This window comes from Oceanobacillus damuensis, from assembly GCF_001618145.1.
GTDB lineage: Bacteria > Bacillota > Bacilli > Bacillales > Amphibacillaceae > Oceanobacillus > Oceanobacillus damuensis.
Map to the genome: position 1 here is coordinate 43,861 of NZ_LQNF01000009.1, position 19,783 is coordinate 63,643.

The 19,783-nt window shown below is 40.4% G+C and carries 25 protein-coding genes and 1 other annotated feature; of the genes, 24 read left to right on the forward strand and 1 reads right to left on the reverse strand.

Features of this window, described 5'->3' with window-relative positions:
- Positions 1–39 precede the first annotated feature (39 nt).
- The 24 genes from radC to yajC all read left to right on the forward strand — a co-directional run bounded on the left by radC (position 40) and on the right by yajC (position 19,116).
- Complete coding sequence (radC, locus tag A4245_RS08385) at positions 40–735, forward strand: RadC family protein (RefSeq protein WP_407668375.1); 696 nt, start codon at positions 40–42, stop codon at positions 733–735.
- Between the two features lie 229 nt (positions 736–964).
- The gene (locus A4245_RS08390) at positions 965–2,005 is read left to right on the forward strand and encodes a rod shape-determining protein (protein WP_067727277.1); all 1,041 of its coding nucleotides are present in this window, start codon (positions 965–967) and stop codon (positions 2,003–2,005) included.
- 12 nt (positions 2,006–2,017) lie between these two features.
- Positions 2,018–2,896 (forward strand): rod shape-determining protein MreC, encoded by an 879-nt coding sequence (mreC, locus tag A4245_RS08395; protein ID WP_067727278.1) that lies wholly within the window; start codon positions 2,018–2,020, stop codon positions 2,894–2,896.
- Positions 2,896–3,435: a rod shape-determining protein MreD gene (mreD, locus tag A4245_RS08400; RefSeq protein ID WP_234402379.1), complete on the forward strand. Its 540-nt coding sequence runs from the start codon at positions 2,896–2,898 to the stop codon at positions 3,433–3,435. Before mreC ends, mreD begins: the two co-directional genes overlap by 1 nt.
- A gap of 76 nt (positions 3,436–3,511) precedes the next feature.
- Entirely contained in the window at positions 3,512–4,198 is a 687-nt protein-coding gene (minC, locus tag A4245_RS08405) for a septum site-determining protein MinC (protein WP_067727280.1), read from the forward strand.
- A complete protein-coding gene (gene minD / locus A4245_RS08410) occupies positions 4,191–4,991 on the forward strand; it encodes a septum site-determining protein MinD (RefSeq protein WP_067727281.1) in 801 nt (266 codons plus the stop codon). Before minC ends, minD begins: the two co-directional genes overlap by 8 nt.
- A gap of 149 nt (positions 4,992–5,140) precedes the next feature.
- Positions 5,141–5,905 carry a M23 family metallopeptidase gene (locus A4245_RS08415; protein ID WP_067727282.1) on the forward strand — a complete coding sequence of 255 codons (765 nt, stop codon included), beginning with the start codon at positions 5,141–5,143 and terminating at the stop codon, positions 5,903–5,905.
- A complete protein-coding gene (locus A4245_RS08420; protein ID WP_067727283.1) occupies positions 5,892–6,752 on the forward strand; it encodes a M50 family metallopeptidase in 861 nt (286 codons plus the stop codon). Before A4245_RS08415 ends, A4245_RS08420 begins: the two co-directional genes overlap by 14 nt.
- Positions 6,753–7,304: 552 nt before the next feature.
- Positions 7,305–7,375: a sequence feature (ribosomal protein L21 leader region), on the forward strand.
- A gap of 13 nt (positions 7,376–7,388) precedes the next feature.
- Positions 7,389–7,697, forward strand: coding sequence for a 50S ribosomal protein L21 (gene rplU, locus A4245_RS08425; protein WP_067727284.1), 309 nt, complete (start codon positions 7,389–7,391; stop codon positions 7,695–7,697).
- Between the two features lie 12 nt (positions 7,698–7,709).
- Positions 7,710–8,039 (forward strand): ribosomal-processing cysteine protease Prp, encoded by a 330-nt coding sequence (locus A4245_RS08430; RefSeq protein ID WP_067727285.1) that lies wholly within the window; start codon positions 7,710–7,712, stop codon positions 8,037–8,039.
- 13 nt (positions 8,040–8,052) lie between these two features.
- Positions 8,053–8,343 (forward strand): 50S ribosomal protein L27, encoded by a 291-nt coding sequence (gene rpmA, locus A4245_RS08435; protein WP_067727286.1) that lies wholly within the window; start codon positions 8,053–8,055, stop codon positions 8,341–8,343.
- Positions 8,344–8,533: 190 nt separating this feature from the next.
- The gene (locus A4245_RS08440; RefSeq protein WP_067727287.1) at positions 8,534–9,064 is read left to right on the forward strand and encodes a Spo0B domain-containing protein; all 531 of its coding nucleotides are present in this window, start codon (positions 8,534–8,536) and stop codon (positions 9,062–9,064) included.
- A gap of 13 nt (positions 9,065–9,077) precedes the next feature.
- Positions 9,078–10,358 carry a GTPase ObgE gene (gene obgE / locus A4245_RS08445; protein ID WP_067727288.1) on the forward strand — a complete coding sequence of 427 codons (1,281 nt, stop codon included), beginning with the start codon at positions 9,078–9,080 and terminating at the stop codon, positions 10,356–10,358.
- A 33-nt stretch (positions 10,359–10,391) separates the two neighbouring features.
- Positions 10,392–11,243, forward strand: a complete 852-nt coding sequence (gene pheA, locus A4245_RS08450) for a prephenate dehydratase (RefSeq protein ID WP_067727289.1) — start codon at positions 10,392–10,394, stop codon at positions 11,241–11,243.
- 153 nt (positions 11,244–11,396) lie between these two features.
- Positions 11,397–12,392 (forward strand): SafA/ExsA family spore coat assembly protein, encoded by a 996-nt coding sequence (gene safA / locus A4245_RS08455; protein ID WP_067727290.1) that lies wholly within the window; start codon positions 11,397–11,399, stop codon positions 12,390–12,392.
- Between the two features lie 135 nt (positions 12,393–12,527).
- The gene (nadE, locus tag A4245_RS08460) at positions 12,528–13,268 is read left to right on the forward strand and encodes an NAD(+) synthase (RefSeq protein WP_067727291.1); all 741 of its coding nucleotides are present in this window, start codon (positions 12,528–12,530) and stop codon (positions 13,266–13,268) included.
- A gap of 70 nt (positions 13,269–13,338) precedes the next feature.
- A complete protein-coding gene (locus tag A4245_RS08465; protein WP_067727292.1) occupies positions 13,339–13,893 on the forward strand; it encodes a YhcN/YlaJ family sporulation lipoprotein in 555 nt (184 codons plus the stop codon).
- A gap of 87 nt (positions 13,894–13,980) precedes the next feature.
- Positions 13,981–14,712 carry a YebC/PmpR family DNA-binding transcriptional regulator gene (locus A4245_RS08470; protein WP_067727293.1) on the forward strand — a complete coding sequence of 244 codons (732 nt, stop codon included), beginning with the start codon at positions 13,981–13,983 and terminating at the stop codon, positions 14,710–14,712.
- An 88-nt stretch (positions 14,713–14,800) separates the two neighbouring features.
- Positions 14,801–15,409, forward strand: coding sequence for a Holliday junction branch migration protein RuvA (gene ruvA / locus A4245_RS08475; protein WP_067727294.1), 609 nt, complete (start codon positions 14,801–14,803; stop codon positions 15,407–15,409).
- 14 nt (positions 15,410–15,423) lie between these two features.
- Positions 15,424–16,425, forward strand: a complete 1,002-nt coding sequence (gene ruvB / locus A4245_RS08480; protein ID WP_067727295.1) for a Holliday junction branch migration DNA helicase RuvB — start codon at positions 15,424–15,426, stop codon at positions 16,423–16,425.
- 5 nt (positions 16,426–16,430) lie between these two features.
- On the forward strand, positions 16,431–16,622 hold the full coding sequence (locus A4245_RS08485) for a DUF2905 domain-containing protein (protein WP_084268733.1): 192 nt from the start codon (positions 16,431–16,433) through the stop codon (positions 16,620–16,622).
- Between the two features lie 21 nt (positions 16,623–16,643).
- Positions 16,644–17,672 (forward strand): tRNA preQ1(34) S-adenosylmethionine ribosyltransferase-isomerase QueA, encoded by a 1,029-nt coding sequence (queA, locus tag A4245_RS08490; protein WP_067727297.1) that lies wholly within the window; start codon positions 16,644–16,646, stop codon positions 17,670–17,672.
- Positions 17,673–17,688: 16 nt separating this feature from the next.
- A complete protein-coding gene (gene tgt / locus A4245_RS08495; protein WP_067727298.1) occupies positions 17,689–18,828 on the forward strand; it encodes a tRNA guanosine(34) transglycosylase Tgt in 1,140 nt (379 codons plus the stop codon).
- A gap of 27 nt (positions 18,829–18,855) precedes the next feature.
- Entirely contained in the window at positions 18,856–19,116 is a 261-nt protein-coding gene (gene yajC, locus A4245_RS08500; protein WP_067727299.1) for a preprotein translocase subunit YajC, read from the forward strand.
- Between the two features lie 173 nt (positions 19,117–19,289).
- Here the strand turns inward: yajC and A4245_RS08505 are convergent, their stop codons facing one another.
- Complete coding sequence (locus tag A4245_RS08505) at positions 19,290–19,670, reverse strand: TIGR04086 family membrane protein (protein WP_067727300.1); 381 nt, start codon at positions 19,668–19,670, stop codon at positions 19,290–19,292.
- Positions 19,671–19,783: the final 113 nt, after the last annotated feature.

Consider the following 19,783-nt stretch of genomic DNA (forward strand, 5'->3'; position numbering starts at 1 on the left):
AGTAATGAGTATGATAGTGTTATCAAAATTGAAAGGGGAATGGAAATGACTCTACCTACCGTAACGATTAAGGATGTACCTAAGGAGGATCGCCCTCGTGAAAGATTGTTGAAGCTTGGTCCAGGACATTTATCGAATCAGGAAATACTGGCTATTCTTATTGGCAATGGAACAAGGGAAGAACCGGTAATGTCGGTGGCAAATCGGATACTAATGCATTTTGAAGGTTTAAAATTATTAAGGGAAGCAACAATTGAGGAGCTAACTTCGATTAAAGGTATTGGCACTGCAAAAGGCTTAATCATTTTGTCTGCAATTGAACTAGGAAAACGCATGAATGAATACAAACCGAACGATAAATATATTATCCGTTCTCCGGATGATGGAGCCAACTATTTAATGGAAGAAATGAGAAATTTGACCCAGGAACACTTTGTCGTTTTGTTTTTAAATACAAAAAACCAGATTATTCATCGGCAGACAATTTTTATCGGCAGTCTCAACGCCTCGATCGTTCACCCGAGGGAAGTCTATCGGGAAGCAGTAAAACGGTCTGCAGCCTTTATCATAGTAGCCCATAATCACCCCTCCGGAGATCCGGCACCCTCCCAGGAAGATATCCATGTGACCAGAAGATTGGTCGAGTCAGGAAAAATGATAGGTATTGAACTTTTGGATCATATCATCATTGGGGACAGGAAATTTGTTTCATTAAAAGAAAAAGGATACTTATAATACTATCTATTTTAGAAGATTTTTCGTATAATTATATAAGGACTGACAAAGCAGCGCCATTTTTCTATTTTAAAATGAAAGTGGCGCTTATTCTCATTAGGAATTTAGGTGGATTAGTTTACTTATTTCCATGAAAATGTAATAATTAGAGCTTGTTTACGACCAATAATTTAACGACAAGGTTTAACTACATATTAAAAGGGATTGTGTATCGGAAAGGGAGATAGCAGTGGGGATTTTTGATTTTTCACAGGATTTGGGAATAGATTTAGGAACGGCTAATACGCTAGTCTTTGTTAAAGGGAAGGGGATAGTAGTACGTGAACCTTCTGTAGTAGCAAAAAATACTACAACCGGCGAAATTGAGGCTGTCGGTAGTGCTGCCAGAAATATGATTGGACGAACTCCCGGAAACATATCAGTCATACGCCCGATGAAAGATGGGGTAATCGCTGATTATGAGACGACTGCTGTCATGATGAAATATTATATGAAAAAAGCGATGAAAAAACGTTCCTTTTTGGCAAAAAAACCAAGTGTCATGGTTTGTGTGCCTTCAGGTATCACGATGGTGGAGGAACGGGCAGTGATTGATGCTTCCAAGCAAGCAGGTGCTAAAGAAGCATATCCGATTGCAGAACCTTTTGCGGCGGCAATTGGTGCAGGCCTCCCTGTATGGGAACCGACAGGCAGCATGATTGTCGATATCGGGGGTGGAACGACAGAAGTAGCTGTCATCTCATTAGGTGGCATTGTAACGAGTGAATCTATCCGTGTTGCTGGTGATGATATGGATGAGGCAATTATTAACTATATTCGGAAAAACTACAGCCTCATGATTGGAGAAAGGTCTGCTGAGTCCATTAAGATGGATATCGGAGCTGCAAGGCAGCAGAATTCCGAGGAAGAAATGGAAATTCGCGGCCGAGATCTATTGACCGGATTACCGAAAACCATTACTGTAACAGCAAATGAAATTTCTGGTTCTCTTGGGGATACAGTCGATTCAATTGTAAACGCAGTAAAGATCACATTGGAAAAAACACCTCCGGAGCTGGCTGCGGATATTATGGATCGTGGTATTGTATTATCGGGTGGGGGAGCATTGCTCAGGAATCTGGAGCAAGTAATCAGTGATGAAACAAAAATCCCTGTATTTGTGGCGGAAAGTCCTTTGGAGAGTGTTGCAATAGGAACAGGAAAATCTTTGGAATATATCCACCATTTCCGCTCCAGTCCGAATGTGTCATCCCGACCTTTAAATAATTAAGTAGGTGTTTTTATGCAGTTTTTTCGTAATAAGAGACTTTTTATTCTACTCATAGGGTTTATCGTATTAGTGTCATTAATCGGTTATTCATTAACAGATAGAGATAAATTATCCACAGCTGAGAAATTTATTAATGATGCAGTCGGCTGGTCACAAAGTATCATTCATACTCCGGTAACCTTTATAACGGATATTGTGACAAATATAAAAGATCTCAAGAACACTTATGATGAGAACCAGCTATTGAAAGAGCAGCTTTCTCAATATAAGACTTTGGTATATGAAGTGCAGGAGATAGAAGAGGAAAACGAGGAACTTAGGGATTTAATCGGTATTACAGAATCAGCCAGAGATTATGTTCCAATACAGGCTACGGTAATTTCGAGATCTCCGGAGCGTTGGGTGGAACAAGTAACCATTAATAAAGGGGAGCAGGACGGTGTCCGTTCCAATATGGTGGTCATTACTGCAGAAGGAATGGTCGGAAAAGTTCAAAGTACATCTGAATTCACATCCACTCTGCAGCTTTTAACTGGTTTTGATCAATATAACCGCATTTCCGCCACAATATCACGAGATGATGAAAATGATATATTCGGTATGATTGAAGGGTTTGATGAGGAGACAAATTCACTCATCTTCAGAATTATCGAAGAATCAGAAAAAGATCTGGAAGAGGGAGAATTGGTTGTTTCCTCTGAACTAGGTGGAGAATACCCTGCAGGCCTGCCTATCGGTACTGTCAAAGAGGTGGTGTCGGACCAATACGGACTTACTCGTATTGCGATGGTTGACCCTGCTGCTGACATGTATGATTTCCGGAATGTCATTGTCGTCGATCGTGCCCTTGCTGAACCGGAAGAAAGCAGTGATGAGGAGGAAGAGGAATAATGAAACGTTTATTGTTCCCTCTCATTCTTTTTCTATTGACGATATTGGAAGGTTTAGCATTGGAACTATTGCCCCCGGATCTCGTCATGGGCAATTTGCTTATTGTTCCCCATTGGGTTTTCGCATTCCTGGTATATATGGCAGTATTCTATGATAAGGACAGTACGTATCATTCCGTTGTTTATGCATTGCTCTTCGGGTTGCTGATCGATGCAGTATATACTGGGATACTTGGTGTTTACATGTTCTCCTATGCCCTTGTAATCTACATAGTTCACGGTATGAAAAAAATTCTGCACGGGAATTTCTACGTGCTCGTATTACTTGGGATTGTCGGTATCTTTTTAGCTGATCTATTTATATATTTCATCTATTCTTCCATAGGGTTAGTGGATATGGTATTCGAAGATTATATTGTTCATCGGATGATTCCTACAATATTATCGAACCTTGTGTTTATCTTACTTCTTTATCCCATGACCGCCAAACATCTTGCCAGGTGGGGGAGAGAACAACTGACTGGAAGCAGTACACTATGAGCAGTACACTATGAGCAGGATGCTCATAGTGTGATTACATAAAAGAGACAGGTTATTTTAATGAGGTGAACTTGCTGTGCTGGACAAGAAACAAATGATTACTATAAAAGGAACTAGAGAAGGACTTAGCTTATTTATCGAAGAATCCGCATCGTTTGATGATGCAATAAAAGAACTAAATGAAAAGATTATGGCGAGCAAACCAAAGAAAGATGAACCTGTCGTATCTGTTAAAGTGAAATTGGGTAACAGGTATCTGAATGAAGAACAGGAACAGGTGTTAAGAAGAATTATAAGTGGGGAAAATCGTTTTCATATAGAATCAATTGAATCAGAGCTTATTAGAATAGAAGATGCGTTAAAGTGGCAGGAAGAGAGTGAGATTAAGGCAATAAATCGAATTGTAAGATCCGGCCAGGTCCTGTATATAAAAGGAGACCTTCTCTTGATCGGCGACGTCAATCCGGGAGGTAAGGTTATAGCGACCGGTAATATATATATTATGGGTAATTTATACGGTATAGCGCATGCCGGTTCAGAAGGAGATCGCGATGCCTTTATTGCAGCCTCCTATATGAAACCGACACAACTTCGGATTGCCGACTATATTAGCCGTGCCCCGGACTATGAAGCTGACGGTGTATATATGGAATGCGGCATCATCGATGAGGAACAGGATAAAATCATTATCGATTCATTAAAGATTCTTTCACATAAACGTAAGGAAATAAGCGGATTTGAAAGGAGAATGAATAATGGGTGAGGCTATTGTTATTACTTCCGGAAAAGGCGGTGTAGGTAAAACAACAACGTCTGCAAATATTGGTACTGCATTGGCTTTGATGGAGAAGAAAGTCTGTTTGATAGATACAGATATTGGCTTAAGAAATCTAGATGTAGTTATGGGACTCGAGAACAGAATTATCTATGATATTGTAGACGTTATTCAAGGACGATGTAAGCTGAAGCAAGCACTTATCAAAGACAAGCGGTTCGATTACCTGTCACTGCTTCCGGCAGCCCAAACCAGTGATAAAACTGCTGTCACAATAAGTGGAATGAAAGAAATAGTTGCTGAGCTGAAACAAGAGTATGATTATATCATCATTGACTGTCCTGCAGGTATTGAGCAAGGGTTCCAGAATGCCATTGCCGGAGCAGATAGAGCGATTGTAGTAACTACTCCCGAGAAGTCCAGTGTTCGAGATGCCGATCGTATCGTAGGATTGCTCGAGAAAGAGGATATGAAAGAGTCTCCGAGTCTAGTTATAAACAGGATCCGTAATCATATGATGAAAAGCGGAGATATGATTGATGTTGATGATATTGTCCAATTGCTTTCCATTGATTTGATTGGAATTGTCATTGATGATGATGAAGTTATTAAAGCTTCCAATAAGGGCGAGCCAATTGCGCTCAGCCCAAACTCGAAAGCATCGATTGCCTACCGCAATATTGCAAGGAGGATTTTAGGGGAAACAGTACCATTACAATCCCTTGAAGATGATAAAGGCGTTTTGATGAGAGTTAAAAAATTTTTAGGTATGCGTGGATAATATGAATGAAATAAGCTTGAACAAATAATCGTGTGTGCCACATATTACTGATGTAATGAAATAACCTTCATTGCATCTTTTTTTGTTCATACATCTTCCCACGAGAACATATACATATGTACAAATGAATCTGAAGGATTGTGAGGAAAATGGACAAAGATATCAGAGAAATAAGAAAGTCTATTGAACAGCGGAAGAAAAATCGGGGGCTCAATCCAGGAACTGATACCAAAAAACAAGTCATGTCTCCTTTTCCAGAAATAGAAGAGAAACATGGCTACTATCCTGTATTTACCGGTACGGGTGAACCAAGATCCAAAAACAATGCAGTGGCTGGTGTTGCAGTAAAAGGAATTTTGTCCGTCATGCTTTTTTTGGGTACCGCAATTGTCTGGCAAACGGATTCTGATCTTTTAGAAACGCCTAAGCAATGGACAAGCCAAGTTCTGACAGATGAATTTCCGTTTGCAAAAGTAAATGTGTGGTATAAGGAAGCTTTTGGCAGACCATTATCTTTGACACCTAATCCTGTGGCAGAGGTGGATCAGTCACAAACAATAGCTTTGCCTGTTTCGGGTAGTATTACAGAATCCTTTCAGGCCAACGGAACAGGAATTATGATCAGTCCAGGTGAAACGGCAACAGTATCCGCAATTCGGGAAGGGGTTGTCATTTTTGCCGGAAATGATAGGGAAACAAACAAAACGGTAACGGTACAACACTCGGATGGATCTGTATCCAACTATGGCAATCTAAGCTCTATTGATGTTCATCTATATCAGTTTATCACAGGGAATCAGCGAGTTGGAAGCTTTGTACCTGATGTGGAAAATGAAACCGTATATTTCTCAATTGTAAAAGATAATGATTATATTGATCCTGTACAGGTGATCCCGGTTGATGAACTTCAGTAAATATTTGCCGAGTATCCATCTCCATCCTGTGCTTTATATTTTTATTGTCATTTCTTTTTTGACAGGTACGTTCCTGGAATTATTCATTATCTTTTTTCTCGTACTGTTTCATGAAATGGGACATTATGCTGTTGCTAGAAATTTGAAATGGAGAATCGGAAACATCGTTCTTTGGGTATTTGGTGGCGTTATGGATACCGAGGAACATGGGAATAAACCAATAAAAGAAGAAGCACTCGTTACCCTGGCAGGTCCTTTCCAGCACTTGGTCATATATTTTCTGTGCTTTTTGGCAGAATCTTTTTACCTTGTTCCGGTATCTGTTGTCGAGCTCGTGCTATACTATAATACGGTCTTATTATTATTTAATTTACTTCCCATTTGGCCTTTGGATGGAGGTAAATTACTGCTTTTAATTTTATCTGCATACATTCCTTATAAAAAATCCTATCAGTTTACAATTTTGTTTTCTATGGTTACTACTGTCTGTGTTCTACTCATTCAGCTCTTGTTTTTCCCTTTTACATTAAGCTCATTTTTTATTTGGTTATTTTTGTTTGGGGAAAACAGGTCTGACTGGAAACAGCGCTCCTATGTATTTATGCGATTCCTGCTAAAGCGATATGAAGGGGAGTCTTCCATTAACGGTGTTATCCCAATTAATGTTGCATCTGACAGTACTTTTTTAGAGCTTTTTTCGCGGTTCAGAAGAGAGAAAAAACATCCCGTCTATATAATCTATCCAGGGAATGAACGAAAATCGGTCGATGAAACGGATTGTCTTCAAAGCTATTTCTATGAAAGAACCTATGATACTTCTGTTGGAGAAGCATTTTTATATAAATAAAACTATTTATCAGGTTTTCTTTATATTGCGCGGTTGATATAAAGTGCGAAGTAACTTCTATGTTGGGTCTCTAACCTGGTAATGGAAGCATGTTACTTCGGCAACCGCAGCCCGTATACACTCCGCTTTCCACGGGCGGCTGGTGAGCCCCTTCATGCTATCGCATTTCAGTGTCTCACCTATGCCTCTCTTCCCGCAGAAGTCTCCGTGTATTTCCCCGAGCTGTTATATTGTCCAGAAAATGAATTCGCTCTTTTATGGCAGTTGATTGGAGCGGAGGACAGTTGACTCCTGCGGGAACAGCACGTGTCCGAAGACCCCGCAGAGTGGTTTTCTCGAGGAGGCTGAGGCCGTGCCCGCGGAAAGCAACTGTCCGCAGCGGAAATCAACCAGCAGTTACTTCGCATTTTACATATTTTGTGACAGAAACATCATTATTTTCGTAGGGAAGGGTACCAGAGTATCGGACTTTTAGAAAACAGTGATTTATTTAGATAAGCTTGACATAAGCTGGCGAAACATGGTATTATCAATACGTTATTCATCGTAGCACCCGTGCTACAACCGCACAGATCAGGTTATAAACTTTTCGGAGTACCTGTATGGCGAGTCTGAGTCTATTAAGGAGGTGCAAGTATGTACGCAATTATTGAAACAGGCGGTAAACAAGTTAAAGTTGTTGAAGGTCAGGAAATCTTTGTAGAAAAAGTTGCAGGAGAAGCAAATGATTCTGTTACTTTTGAAAAAGTTCTTTTTGTTGGCGGAGATGATGTTAAAGTTGGTGCTCCATACGTGGAAGGTGCTACAGTAACTGCTAAAGTTGCTAAACAAGGTCGTCAGAAAAAAGTTACAGTTTTCAAATTCAAAGCAAAGAAAAACTACCATCGTAAACAAGGTCATCGTCAGCCTTACACAAAATTAGTGATCGAAAAAATTAATGCATAAGGGTTTTGGATTATGATTCGGGTAACTGTATTTCGAGCAGACAAACAAATTACATCTCTTGAATTATCCGGACATGCAGATAGCGGTCCATATGGATATGATCTCGTATGTGCTGGGGTTTCAGCTGTATCAATTGGTGCTGTGAATGCAGTGATGGAATTATGTGAAACAAACCTGGAAATCGAACAAGGCGGAGAAGGCGGTTATTTACATGTAAAACTGCCGGAACAGCTTGAACCTGAAATAATGGGGAAAGTGCAGCTCTTATTCGAAGGTATGATTATCTCACTTAAATCAATTGAACTTGAATATAGTGAATTTATTAAGATAGTAAACAAATAAGGAGGTGTAATCCATGATACGTCTAGATTTACAATTCTTCTCAACTAAAAAAGGTGCTGGTAGCACTAAAAACGGACGTGATTCCGAGTCCAAACGTCTTGGAGCAAAACGTGCCGATGGCCAATTTGTAACTGGTGGATCCATTTTATACCGTCAACGCGGAACGAAAATCTATCCGGGTGAAAATGTAGGTCGTGGTGGAGATGACACACTTTTCTCTAAAATCGATGGTGTTGTTAAATTCGAACGCTATGGCAGAGATCGCAAGAAAGTAAGTGTTTATCCTGCAGCCCAAGAAGCATAATTAAAACTATAAAACTCCAGCCAATTCGTTGGCTGGAGTTTTTATTTTACATAGGTTTCTTTTCCGTTGTAAATTTATACGTTCAAGTTCGCCTGCACTGCGGTCTCTTGCTTATGCGTACATTTCTAAACAGTCGCTTCCGCTTTTGGTTTATTTCTGCTATACTTTCATCATAATGGGGTGGTACGGGATGAGTACGGAGATTGTTCAAATGTTGCAGCATTATCGTCATGATTTAATGAACCGTCTGCAAATTGTGCAAGGTTATTTAAGCATGGGGAAAGCAGAAAAAGCAGAGGAGAAACTTAATGAAGCTTTGCATTATTACAATGAAGAGCGTAAATTGATGAGTTTGAATGTGCCCGAATTTATGCTTTGGATTCTGAAATTTAATAGTAATTTCAATAATTTCCGCTTGAATTATACTATTCAAGCAGTGAATAAAAACATGCATTTGTCAGATTCTATACTATTGGGTAACTGTATCGATATTATGGACAGCTGTACAGAGGAACTTGATTCACAGGTGCTTTATGAAATAGATCTGGAAATCAGAGAGGTATCAAATATGCCCTTTATGGATGTTGTTTTTTTCATTAAAGGGGAAGTTAATCCGATATCAAAATTGGAAAATATAAAAAAAAGGTTTGTAAATACAGAAATTGACATCGAGAAATCATTAGACGGATTGGTTTTTTCTTTTTCTGTTCCATGTCAATAATGAGGTGAAATGAATGTTTGTTGATCAGGTCAGTGTTTATGTGAAAGCTGGTGACGGTGGGAATGGACTTGTTGCCTACCGAAGAGAAAAATACGTTCCCATGGGCGGCCCTGCCGGTGGAGACGGTGGAAATGGTGCAGATGTAATTTTTAAAGTGGATGAGGGTCTTAATACGCTGATGGACTTTCGATATAACCGTCACTTTAAAGGGAAACGCGGAGAGAACGGAATGAGCAAGACGCAGCATGGCAAAAATGCTGCACCATTGGTTGTAGCTGTTCCACCAGGGACTACAGTAATCGATGAAGATACAGGAGAAGTAATTGCAGATCTGCTTGTACATGAGCAAGAGGCTATAATCGCCAAAGGAGGAAGGGGTGGACGTGGAAACACTCGTTTTGCCACTCCGAGAAATCCCGCTCCCGATATAGCCGAAAATGGTGAGCCTGGACAGGAGCGTAATATAAAGGTGGAGCTAAAGCTAATTGCTGATGTAGGGCTTGTTGGTTTTCCAAGTGTCGGTAAATCTACATTTCTTTCTGTAGTCAGTGCCGCAAAACCTAAAATCGCGGATTACCACTTTACGACATTGTCTCCTAATCTCGGTGTTGTCGACACAAGTGATCAGCGGAGTTTTGTTATGGCCGATCTTCCAGGTTTGATTGAAGGTGCATCTGAAGGGGTCGGACTCGGGCATCAGTTTCTTCGTCATGTGGAGCGTACAAGGGTTATCGTCCATGTTATCGACATGGCAAGCACAGAAGGCCGAGAGCCATACGAAGATTATGTAAAAATCAATCAGGAATTAGAAGAATATGATGAAAAGTTAATGAATCGTCCGCAGATTATTGCAGCAAATAAAATGGATATGCCTGGTGCAAAAGAAAACTTAGAAATTTTTAAAGAGCAGCTGGGGGAAGACATACCGGTGTACGAAATCTCTGCTCTTACAAAAGAAGGTTTAAGAGATATTCTTTTTGCCATTGCTGATACGCTCGAGGCAATTCCAAAAATCACGAAGGAATTGGATGATGTCGATGAAACGGTTGTTTACCGCCATCAGAAGGAAGAAGCACCTTTCCACATCACAAGGGATCCGGACGGTGCGTATGTTCTGTACGGTAATAAGATTGAAAAACTGTTTAAAATGACTGATTTCCAACACGATGAGGCAGTGCAACGCTTTGCCCGTCAAATGCGGGGAATGGGTGTAGACACAGCTCTCAGGGAACGCGGAGCCAAAGATGGAGATACAATCCGCCTACTTGATTATGAATTTGAATTTGTAGAATAAAAAAAAGCTTGAGCTTTTGGGGGAGGAAATTTTTTGACGACAATAGGCTATTTGGGCCCAAAGGGGACCTTTACAAAGCTGGCGGTAGATACTGCCTTCAATCAAGAAAAAAAGAAAAGCTATAAAACCATTCCCGAATGCATAGATGCCATTTCCATGGATGAAATTGAAATAGGTGTCGTCCCACTGGAAAATGCGATTGAGGGGACAGTCCAATTGACAGTTGATTATCTGATTCACCAGGTCAGACTTCCGGTTGCTGCTGAAATAGTCGTTCCTATCCAGCAGCATTTACTTGTCAGAAAAGATTTTGATGGCGATCTGCGTGACATTAGGGAAGTGCACTCTCATAGTCACGCAATAGCACAATGCCATCAGTATATTCATCAGCACTTGACGAACGCCACGATAAAATATACGACATCCACCGGTAAAGCAGCCGAACTTGTAAGTGAAAGCGGTGAATCGATTGCAGCAATTGGAAATAAACTTGCTGCAAGTGAATATGATTTAAAAATACTGGAAGAAAATGTACATGATTACCCAAATAATCATACGCGTTTCCTTGTTTTGACCAAAAATGAAGATTTAGTTAAAATTAATCATGAAGTACTATCAGAGAAAACAACCTTGATGATTACGTTACCAAGCGATCAGGCTGGTGCATTACATCAAATCCTGTCAGCATTTGCCTGGAGGAAAATGAATCTTTCCAAGATTGAGTCGCGGCCAACAAAGACAGGGCTGGGTAATTATTTCTTTATGATTGATGTCGAGCAGGCTTATGATGATGTTCTGTTTCCAGGTGTTCAAGCAGAACTGGAAGCCTTGGGCTGTAATGTTTCCGTTCTTGGTACATACCCTGTATATCATTTAAATATATAAGCTAACCACCGGGCGACTTTCATTCGCTTGGTGGTTTTCTTTTTTCAGTCGGTCCCCAATCCATTTCCTGGGCAACTTTTATTCTTTTCGTGCATATGCTGATATAGAGTAATTAGCCCAGATTTTTATGCAACGAAAGGAGCAGGATCAGTTTTGAAAATACACATTGTTCAAAAAGGAGATACATTGTGGGAAATCTCCAAGAAGTATGGCGTGGATTTTGAAGAACTAAAAGGAATAAATTCGCAGTTGTCCAGTCCGGATATGATCATGCCGGGGATGAAAATTAAAATACCTGGTACATCAAAACAAGTTCAGAAAGAAAATGTTGCACTCAAAGAAACAAAAAAGGAAACAGTACAGCAGCCATATAAGGATTTCTCACCAAAACCAATAGCTGCAATTCAAGAGGATGATGCTAAAGTCCAAAAACCGGTAAAGCCGAAAATGCCAATACCATCATTGCCACAAATGCCGGTATATGAACAGGATATCAAACAATATACAACGATAAACTTCCCGCAAATGCCGCAAATGAAAGCACCACAAGTAAAACCTGAAAAGGAAAAAGTTAAAAAAGAAGAAGTTAAGCAACAACAACCAATCATGAAGCCAATACAAAAGCCACAACAGCAGCCTGTAAAGCTGCCGCAGTCAACTATGAAGCCGGCACAGCAACCTATACAACCGACACAGCAACCCGTACAACCGACACAACAGGCACCTGTATATCAACCTATACATCACCAGCCAATGCAGCATCCGTGTCCTCCTGTCATCCCTGTATGCTGGCACCATTTCCACCATCCATACTGTCCACCTATGCCATATCATCACACACCGATTCCTTACGGTGAGCAAATGAATCCCAATTTTACTATGCCTGCCCAGGATTTCAATGTAGCTGATTGCGGCTGTAACGGAGGTCAAACGATGGCATATGGCCAGATGGATCCGGGCTTGTATCCAATGGCGGATGGTTACAGTGTACAACAACAGCCATTTGGTGGAATGTATCCACCGCAGTTTGGCAGTATGCAGGACGATGGCAGTCTTTATCCACAACCACCAGCATTTCCAGGGTTCTCTGCTTTACGTAAAGAAGAGAATGATCAAGAAATGGATGAAGAAAAAGAGAATGACGAATAGAAAATCAGCAGAGACGAATATCATTCGTCTCTGTTAGTTTATGGTGAAAAAAAGCGAAATAATGGCATTATTTTTTGAAAAATACTTAATCAATGTTAAAATATAGGAAATATAATGCAGCAAGGAGAGATTACAATGGAAAAAGATGTACATGGGATTGTGGAATGGCTCCAGAATCAGGTTAAAGAAACTGGGGTAGATGGTCTGCTTGTCGGAGTTAGTGGCGGTCTTGATTCTGCAGTGGTTGCCAATTTAATCAAACGGGCATGTCCGGATAACTCTCTCGGTGTCATGATGCCAATCTATACATCCGCTTCCGATTTGGGTGACGCTGAAAATGTAATTGAAAAATGTGGGATCGATTCGATGCTCGTTGACCTGACAGAGACCCATGAGGTGATGTATTCCCAGATTCAAAAAGGCTTGAAGGAAAAAGGCGAGTTCAATGAAGAGAATGACCGACTGGCCGGAGCAAACCTTAGGGCGAGACTTAGAATGGGAACATTATATACCATAGCGACGAACTACAATTATCTCGTTGTAGGTACGGATAATGCTGCAGAATGGTATACAGGTTACTTTACGAAATACGGTGATGGCGGTGTGGATATCCTTCCCCTTGTCGAATATACAAAAACAGAAGTTAGGGAACTTGCCAAGTATCTTGATGTTCCAGAACATATTGTGACAAAAAAACCGAGTGCAGATCTATGGGAAGATCAGACAGACGAAGCGGAAATGGGTGTAACCTATGATACGATTGATGCCTATTTGAAAGGCCAAAATATCGCAGAAAAAGATATAGAAATCATAGAGGATTTGCATAGACGGACAGCTCATAAACGTGAGGCACATCCAAAATATACAAGAAGCTGATTTTTCCTTAATTTAACTGTGTAATAAAACCTCCCTTATACAAACTATGTATAAGGGAGGTTTGCATTCTATGACAATAAAAAAAATAACCCCATTCATTCTAATGGTGTCAATTGTTGGTGCCTGTAACGGTGGAGCTCAAAATACTTCGGAACAGAGTTATGATGATTCGGTGCAGCCAATGCATTTTGATGAGAAAACAGAAGATATCTATGATGAACAGGAACCTTCGATTGGAGATATGGGTGGTTATCATCAAAGCGAACAAAGAAATGTAAATAAGTCTGATTTCAGTGAATATAGTGATGTTTTTACCAACGAGGAATCAATCCGTATATCAGAGGAATTGGCGAATCAGAAGGATATTATCCAGGCCCAGGTAGCCTCGACAGATGACCGTATCATTGTTGCTGTCATGCTGCGTGAGCATTTTGACCACCACGCATCTGTTGATATTGAAAGTGAAGTAAGGAAAATAGTGCCGGAAACGGAAAAGCAGATTACCGTCTATACAGACGATATACAATGGGATCGCATGAAAAATCTGGATGCAAGGCTGCAGGCGAAAACGATTGGTGAAGACATGGAGATCTTCGTGGAGGAATTGTTCCAATTGAATGACTGATACATGGAGCTTTCAAAGGGTTTCTCTTTTCCGGGACCGTATTATTTGGTATAGTAAGAAAAGAATTTCTAGAGAGGGGAAAGTCTAATGGCTGGTCATTCAAAGTGGAAAAATATACAAAAAAGAAAAAATGCACAGGATGCCAAAAAAGGAAAAGTCTTTATGAGGCATGCTAAAGATATCTATAATGCGGCGAAACAAGGTGGAGGAGATCTCGATACAAACGCCTCTTTGCGAACTGCAGTGGAAAAAGCGAAAGCCGATAACATGCCCAATGAGAATATCGACAGAAATATCAAAAAGGCAACAGGTACGCTTGATGGAGCGACATATGAGGAAATCACCTATGAAGGTTATGGACCTGGTGGTGTTGCAGTCATTGTAAATGTCCTGACTGATAATAAAAATAGAACTGCGGCAGATATTAGACATGCATTCAAGAAAAATGGCGGAAATCTCGGAGAAAATGGAAGTGTCTCCTTTATGTTCGATCGGAAAGGATATATCGTTATCTCCAATGAAGAAGGCTCTATCGATGAAGATTCCATTACATTGGATGCTCTTGAAGCGGGAGCAGAGGATATCACAAACCAGGAAGATGCCTATGAAATTTTCACAGAACCTGAAAACTATCAGGAAGTAGTTGATCGTCTTAAAGAAAACGGCTATGAGATTGCTGATGGAGAAGTGACGCTTATCCCGCAGAATTATAATAAATTACCTAAAGAAGATGAAGATAAGATGATGAACCTTATTGATACATTGGAAGAAAGCGAAGATGTGCAGGATATTCATCATAATCTCGAAGAATCCAATTAAACCGCCGTATAAACTTCTATTTCTATGCAGGAATAGAAGTTTATTGCTTAGAACACATTTATGTTAAAATAAGTAGAGGAATGATTGCATGATAGCATATATAAAAGGTCATCTGGCAATGATCCAGGATGAATCCGTCATAGTGGATGTACATGGTGTCGGTTATGAGTTGGTCTGTGCAAATCCTTTTTCTTTTCAATCATCGCTGAATAAAGAGGTACTGATTAATACATATCACTATGTCCGGGAAGATACACAAGTATTATTTGGCTTTAAAAACGAAGATGAGAAATATTTATTTACAAAACTGATTTCAGTGTCCGGTATTGGCCCAAAGGGTGCCCTGGCAATTCTTGCAGGTGTGGATATAGCTGGTTTTGTTTCGGCAATCGAACAGGAAGACGATAAGTTTCTTACAAGCTTTCCTGGCGTAGGCAAAAAAACAGCGAGACAGATTATTCTGGACTTAAAAGGTAAATTAACGACTGTATTCTCCGTGAATGCCAAAGAAGAAAAAGACCTTGTCGAGCAGGAAGGGAATGCATCCGAATCATACAGGGAAGCGGAAGAGGCGTTAAAAGCACTTGGTTATACAGACAGGGAAGTGAAAAGTGTTATTCCTGTGCTGAAAAAGGAAAAAATTACAAATACAGATGAAATAATACGTAAGGCGTTAGGATTACTCGTACGAAATTAAAGGGGGGAAGTGAAATGGAAGAGCGTATGGTGACCGGTGATTTGCAGGAAGATGATACAGCAATCGAACTGAGTCTTCGTCCAATAAGCCTGAGACAATATATTGGTCAGGATAAAGTCAAAGAGAATCTCAGTATATTCATTCAAGCTGCAAAAATGCGGGAAGAACCGTTGGATCATGTATTGTTATATGGACCGCCGGGGTTGGGAAAGACTACCTTAGCTGCAATTATAGCGAATGAGATGGGTGTCAACTTCAGATCTACATCCGGTCCAGTCATCGAGCGTGCCGGAGATCTTGCTGCTATTCTGTCTTCCCTCGAACCAGGTGATGTATTGTTTATTGATGAAGTACATCGTTTGCCAAGGGCTGTGGAAGAGGTCCTCTACCCTGCCATGGAGGATTTCTTTCTTGATATTGTCATTGGAACTGGTCCAAGTGCCAGATCGGTAAGGATTGATCTGCCCCCATTCACTCTTGTCGGTGCGACTACAAGAGCTGGATTGCTGACGGCCCCACTTCGGGACAGATTTGGTGTTCTTAGCAGACTGGAATTTTATGAAGTAAAAGATCTGTGCTCCATTGTTGAAAGAACAGCTGAAATTTTTGATACGACGATTTCAAAAGAAGCAGCTACTGAAGTGGCACGCAGATCCAGAGGAACCCCCAGAATCGCTAATCGATTGCTCAAACGAATCCGGGATATTTCCCAGGTTAAGGGAGAAAAAGAAATCAGCCTGGAATCAACGGATATCGCTTTAGAAATGCTTCAGGTCGATGATGCTGGGTTGGATCACATTGACCATAAAATCCTAAAAGGGATTATTGATGGATTCCAGGGTGGTCCGGTTGGTCTTGATACGATTGCTGCTACAATCGGAGAAGAATCCCAGACAATCGAGGACGTTTATGAGCCATACCTTCTGCAAATCGGTTTTATCCAACGAACGCCGAGAGGAAGGATTGTAACTCCGAAAGCATATCAGCATTTGGGATTAAAAAGGCATGGTGAGTGATGAATATGGGCAGACTTTTTATCATACTTGGTATTTTGTTTATCATTATCGGCCTCATATGGTCATTTATCGGAAAATTGCCAGGGGATATTACTTTTAAAAGAGGAAATTTCACGGTTTATTTTCCTATCATGACATCTATTGTAGTCAGTATCATACTCTCATTGTTATTTTTTATATTTGGCAGATTTCGTTAAGATACAGTTAGGAGATTTATTATGAATATAGAGGATTTTGATTTTGAATTACCAGAAGAGCTAATTGCGCAAACACCTTTGAAGGACCGGACAGCATCACGATTACTCGTTCTGAACCGAAAGTCACAGGAAATCGAACATAAGCATTTTGCGGATATAAAATCTTATTTCAAAGAAGGCGATTGCCTGGTTCTTAACGATACGCGAGTGCTGCCTGCCAGATTATATGGCATCAAGCAGGGTACTGGTGCAAATATAGAAGTGCTATTGCTTCATCAGGAAGAACAGGATCAGTGGGAAGTACTCACAAAGCCTGCCAAAAAAGTCAAGGTTGGAACAGAACTCATTTTCGGCGACGGAAAATTGAAAGCCACCTGTAAAGGAATCAAGGAACACGGTGGTCGGATATTGGAATTTTCGTATGAGGGGATATTTTACGAAGTCCTGGATGAACTTGGAGAAATGCCTTTACCCCCATATATTAAAGAGCAGCTTCCTGAAAAAGAACGTTATCAGACAGTTTATGCCAAAGAAGAAGGATCTGCAGCAGCACCTACAGCCGGGTTGCATTTTACAAATGAGCTTCTGGAGGAAATAAAGGAGATGGGTGTTACTGTTGCCTTTATCACATTACACGTTGGGCTTGGGACTTTTCGGCCTGTCAGCGTAAATGATATTAACGATCATAAAATGCATTCTGAGTTCTATCATATGACACAGGAAACAGCAGATATACTGAATAGGATCAAAGCGGATGGGGGAAGAATTATTTCTGTAGGAACTACTTCTACAAGAACGCTAGAGACCATTGCCAGAGACAATGACGGTAAATTTGTGGAATGCAGTGGATGGACGGATATTTTTATTTATCCACCATATGAATTCAGGGCTATTGATGGTCTGATTACGAATTTTCATCTTCCAAAGTCGACACTGATCATGCTTGTAAGTGCATTGTCTGACAGAGATACAATCTTAAAAGCCTATAACGAGGCAGTGAAAGAAAAATATCGTTTCTTCAGCTTTGGAGATGCGATGTTAATTTTATAAAAGAGGAACGAATACGATGACACCAATAACATATGAATTAATTAAGACAGATAAACAGACAGGTGCCAGACTTGGACGAGTTCACACACCCCATGGTTCATTCGACACTCCGACATTCATGCCTGTAGGGACTTTGGCTACAGTAAAAACGATGAGTCCAGAAGAATTGCACCAAATGGATGCGAAGATCATTCTGTCCAATACCTATCATTTATGGCTGCGACCTGGTGAGGATATTATCCGTGAAGCGGGTGGACTCCATCAGTTTATGAACTGGGACGGAGCAATTCTCACAGATTCCGGTGGATTTCAGGTTTTCAGTCTAAGCGACATGAGGGAAATAAAAGAAGAAGGGGTACATTTCCGTAATCACCTGAATGGTGAAAAACTGTTTTTATCCCCTGAAAAAGCAATGCAAATACAAAACGCGCTTGGTTCAGATATTATGATGGCATTTGATGAGTGCCCGCCATATCCTGCGTCCTATGAGTATATGAAATCCTCCGTGGAAAGGACTTCCCGGTGGGCTGAGCGGTGCTTGGCAGCACATGAGAGAGAAGATGCGCAAGGTCTTTTTGGAATCATTCAAGGTGGAGAATATGAAGATTTAAGGAAACTTAGTGTTCAGGATCTTGTTTCCCTTGATTTTCCCGGATATGCCATCGGTGGACTTTCTGTAGGAGAACCGAAAGATATCATGAACCGGGTCCTTGAAACAACGACACCGTTGATGCCTGCCAACAAACCCCGTTATCTGATGGGTGTGGGATCACCAGATTCATTAATTGATGGAGCGATCCGCGGTATTGATATGTTTGACTGTGTACTTCCGACAAGAATAGCACGTAATGGAACTTGTATGACTTCCAATGGAAGACTTGTTGTAAGAAATGCAAAGTATGCAAGAGATTTCAGTCCCATTGATGAGAATTGTGACTGCCATGTATGCAAAAATTATTCTCGAGCATATATCAGACACTTAATAAAATGCAATGAAACGTTCGGTTTCAGACTTACGACTTATCATAACCTCCATTTTCTGTTAAAATTAATGGAGCAAGTTCGAACTGCTATAAAAGAGGATCGACTTGGAGACTTTAGAGAGTCATTCTTTGAGCAATATGGTTTAAACAAACCGAATCCAAAGAACTTTTAATTTAATGAAGAAATGAGGTGAAAATATATGGAAATGTTAGTATCATTATTACCTATTATCCTGATGTTCGTCATTTTTTACTTCTTGCTTATTCGTCCGCAGCAAAAACGTCAAAAGCAAGTAAGACAAATGCAGAACGACCTGCAAAAAGGCGATGAGATCGTAACGATCGGTGGTTTGCACGCAAAGGTCCATGCACTTGATGAAGCTACAATCGTCCTGATTACTGGCGATGGAGCGAAACTTACTTATGACCGCTCAGCGATCCGCGAAGTAAAACAGTCTTGATAAGTATCGGGTCATAAGCCAAAGATGATGATCTTTGGCTATGCAGGTACTCGTTTTATGTATTTTTCAGTACATAGATGACTTTACAACTTAATCGATGTTAACGGAATGTTAACGCTAGAAGCAGAAAAGAAGTTAATGCACAGGCATTAACTTCTTTTTATTCGATAGAGTCACTCACTTGGTTCCCCTGCGACATTCACTCCAATGATACCGCCTAATAATGCGACAGCAAGATACGCAAGGTGGTAAAGGGACTGTTCGAGTGAAAATCCTTGCTGGTATCCAAGGTACTGTACCAAAAAAATAATGAGAGAAAATCCGAGTCCAATTGTACCTCCTATCATCCATCCTTTAGCTTTTCCTTTAATTCCCGCCGTGATTCCACCACTGAAAAGTGCCACAAGTCCAATAATCAATGTTGCCCATTCCAGTCCCGGCCGTTCAAATGAAGTGAAATTCAGAATAAGAGCTAATACAAAACTGGATATTAGAATGATACCGAAGACTACAATCCACCCATACAACAATGCAATAAATTGATTTTTTTGCATCTGTTTCCCCCCTAATGTTTGTCCGTCTATCACTATATTATTCCTGACAAATTAATTTAGAAGAAAATATTTAAATTTTCCAAGCATATAATCTATAGAAGAATTTACCTTTG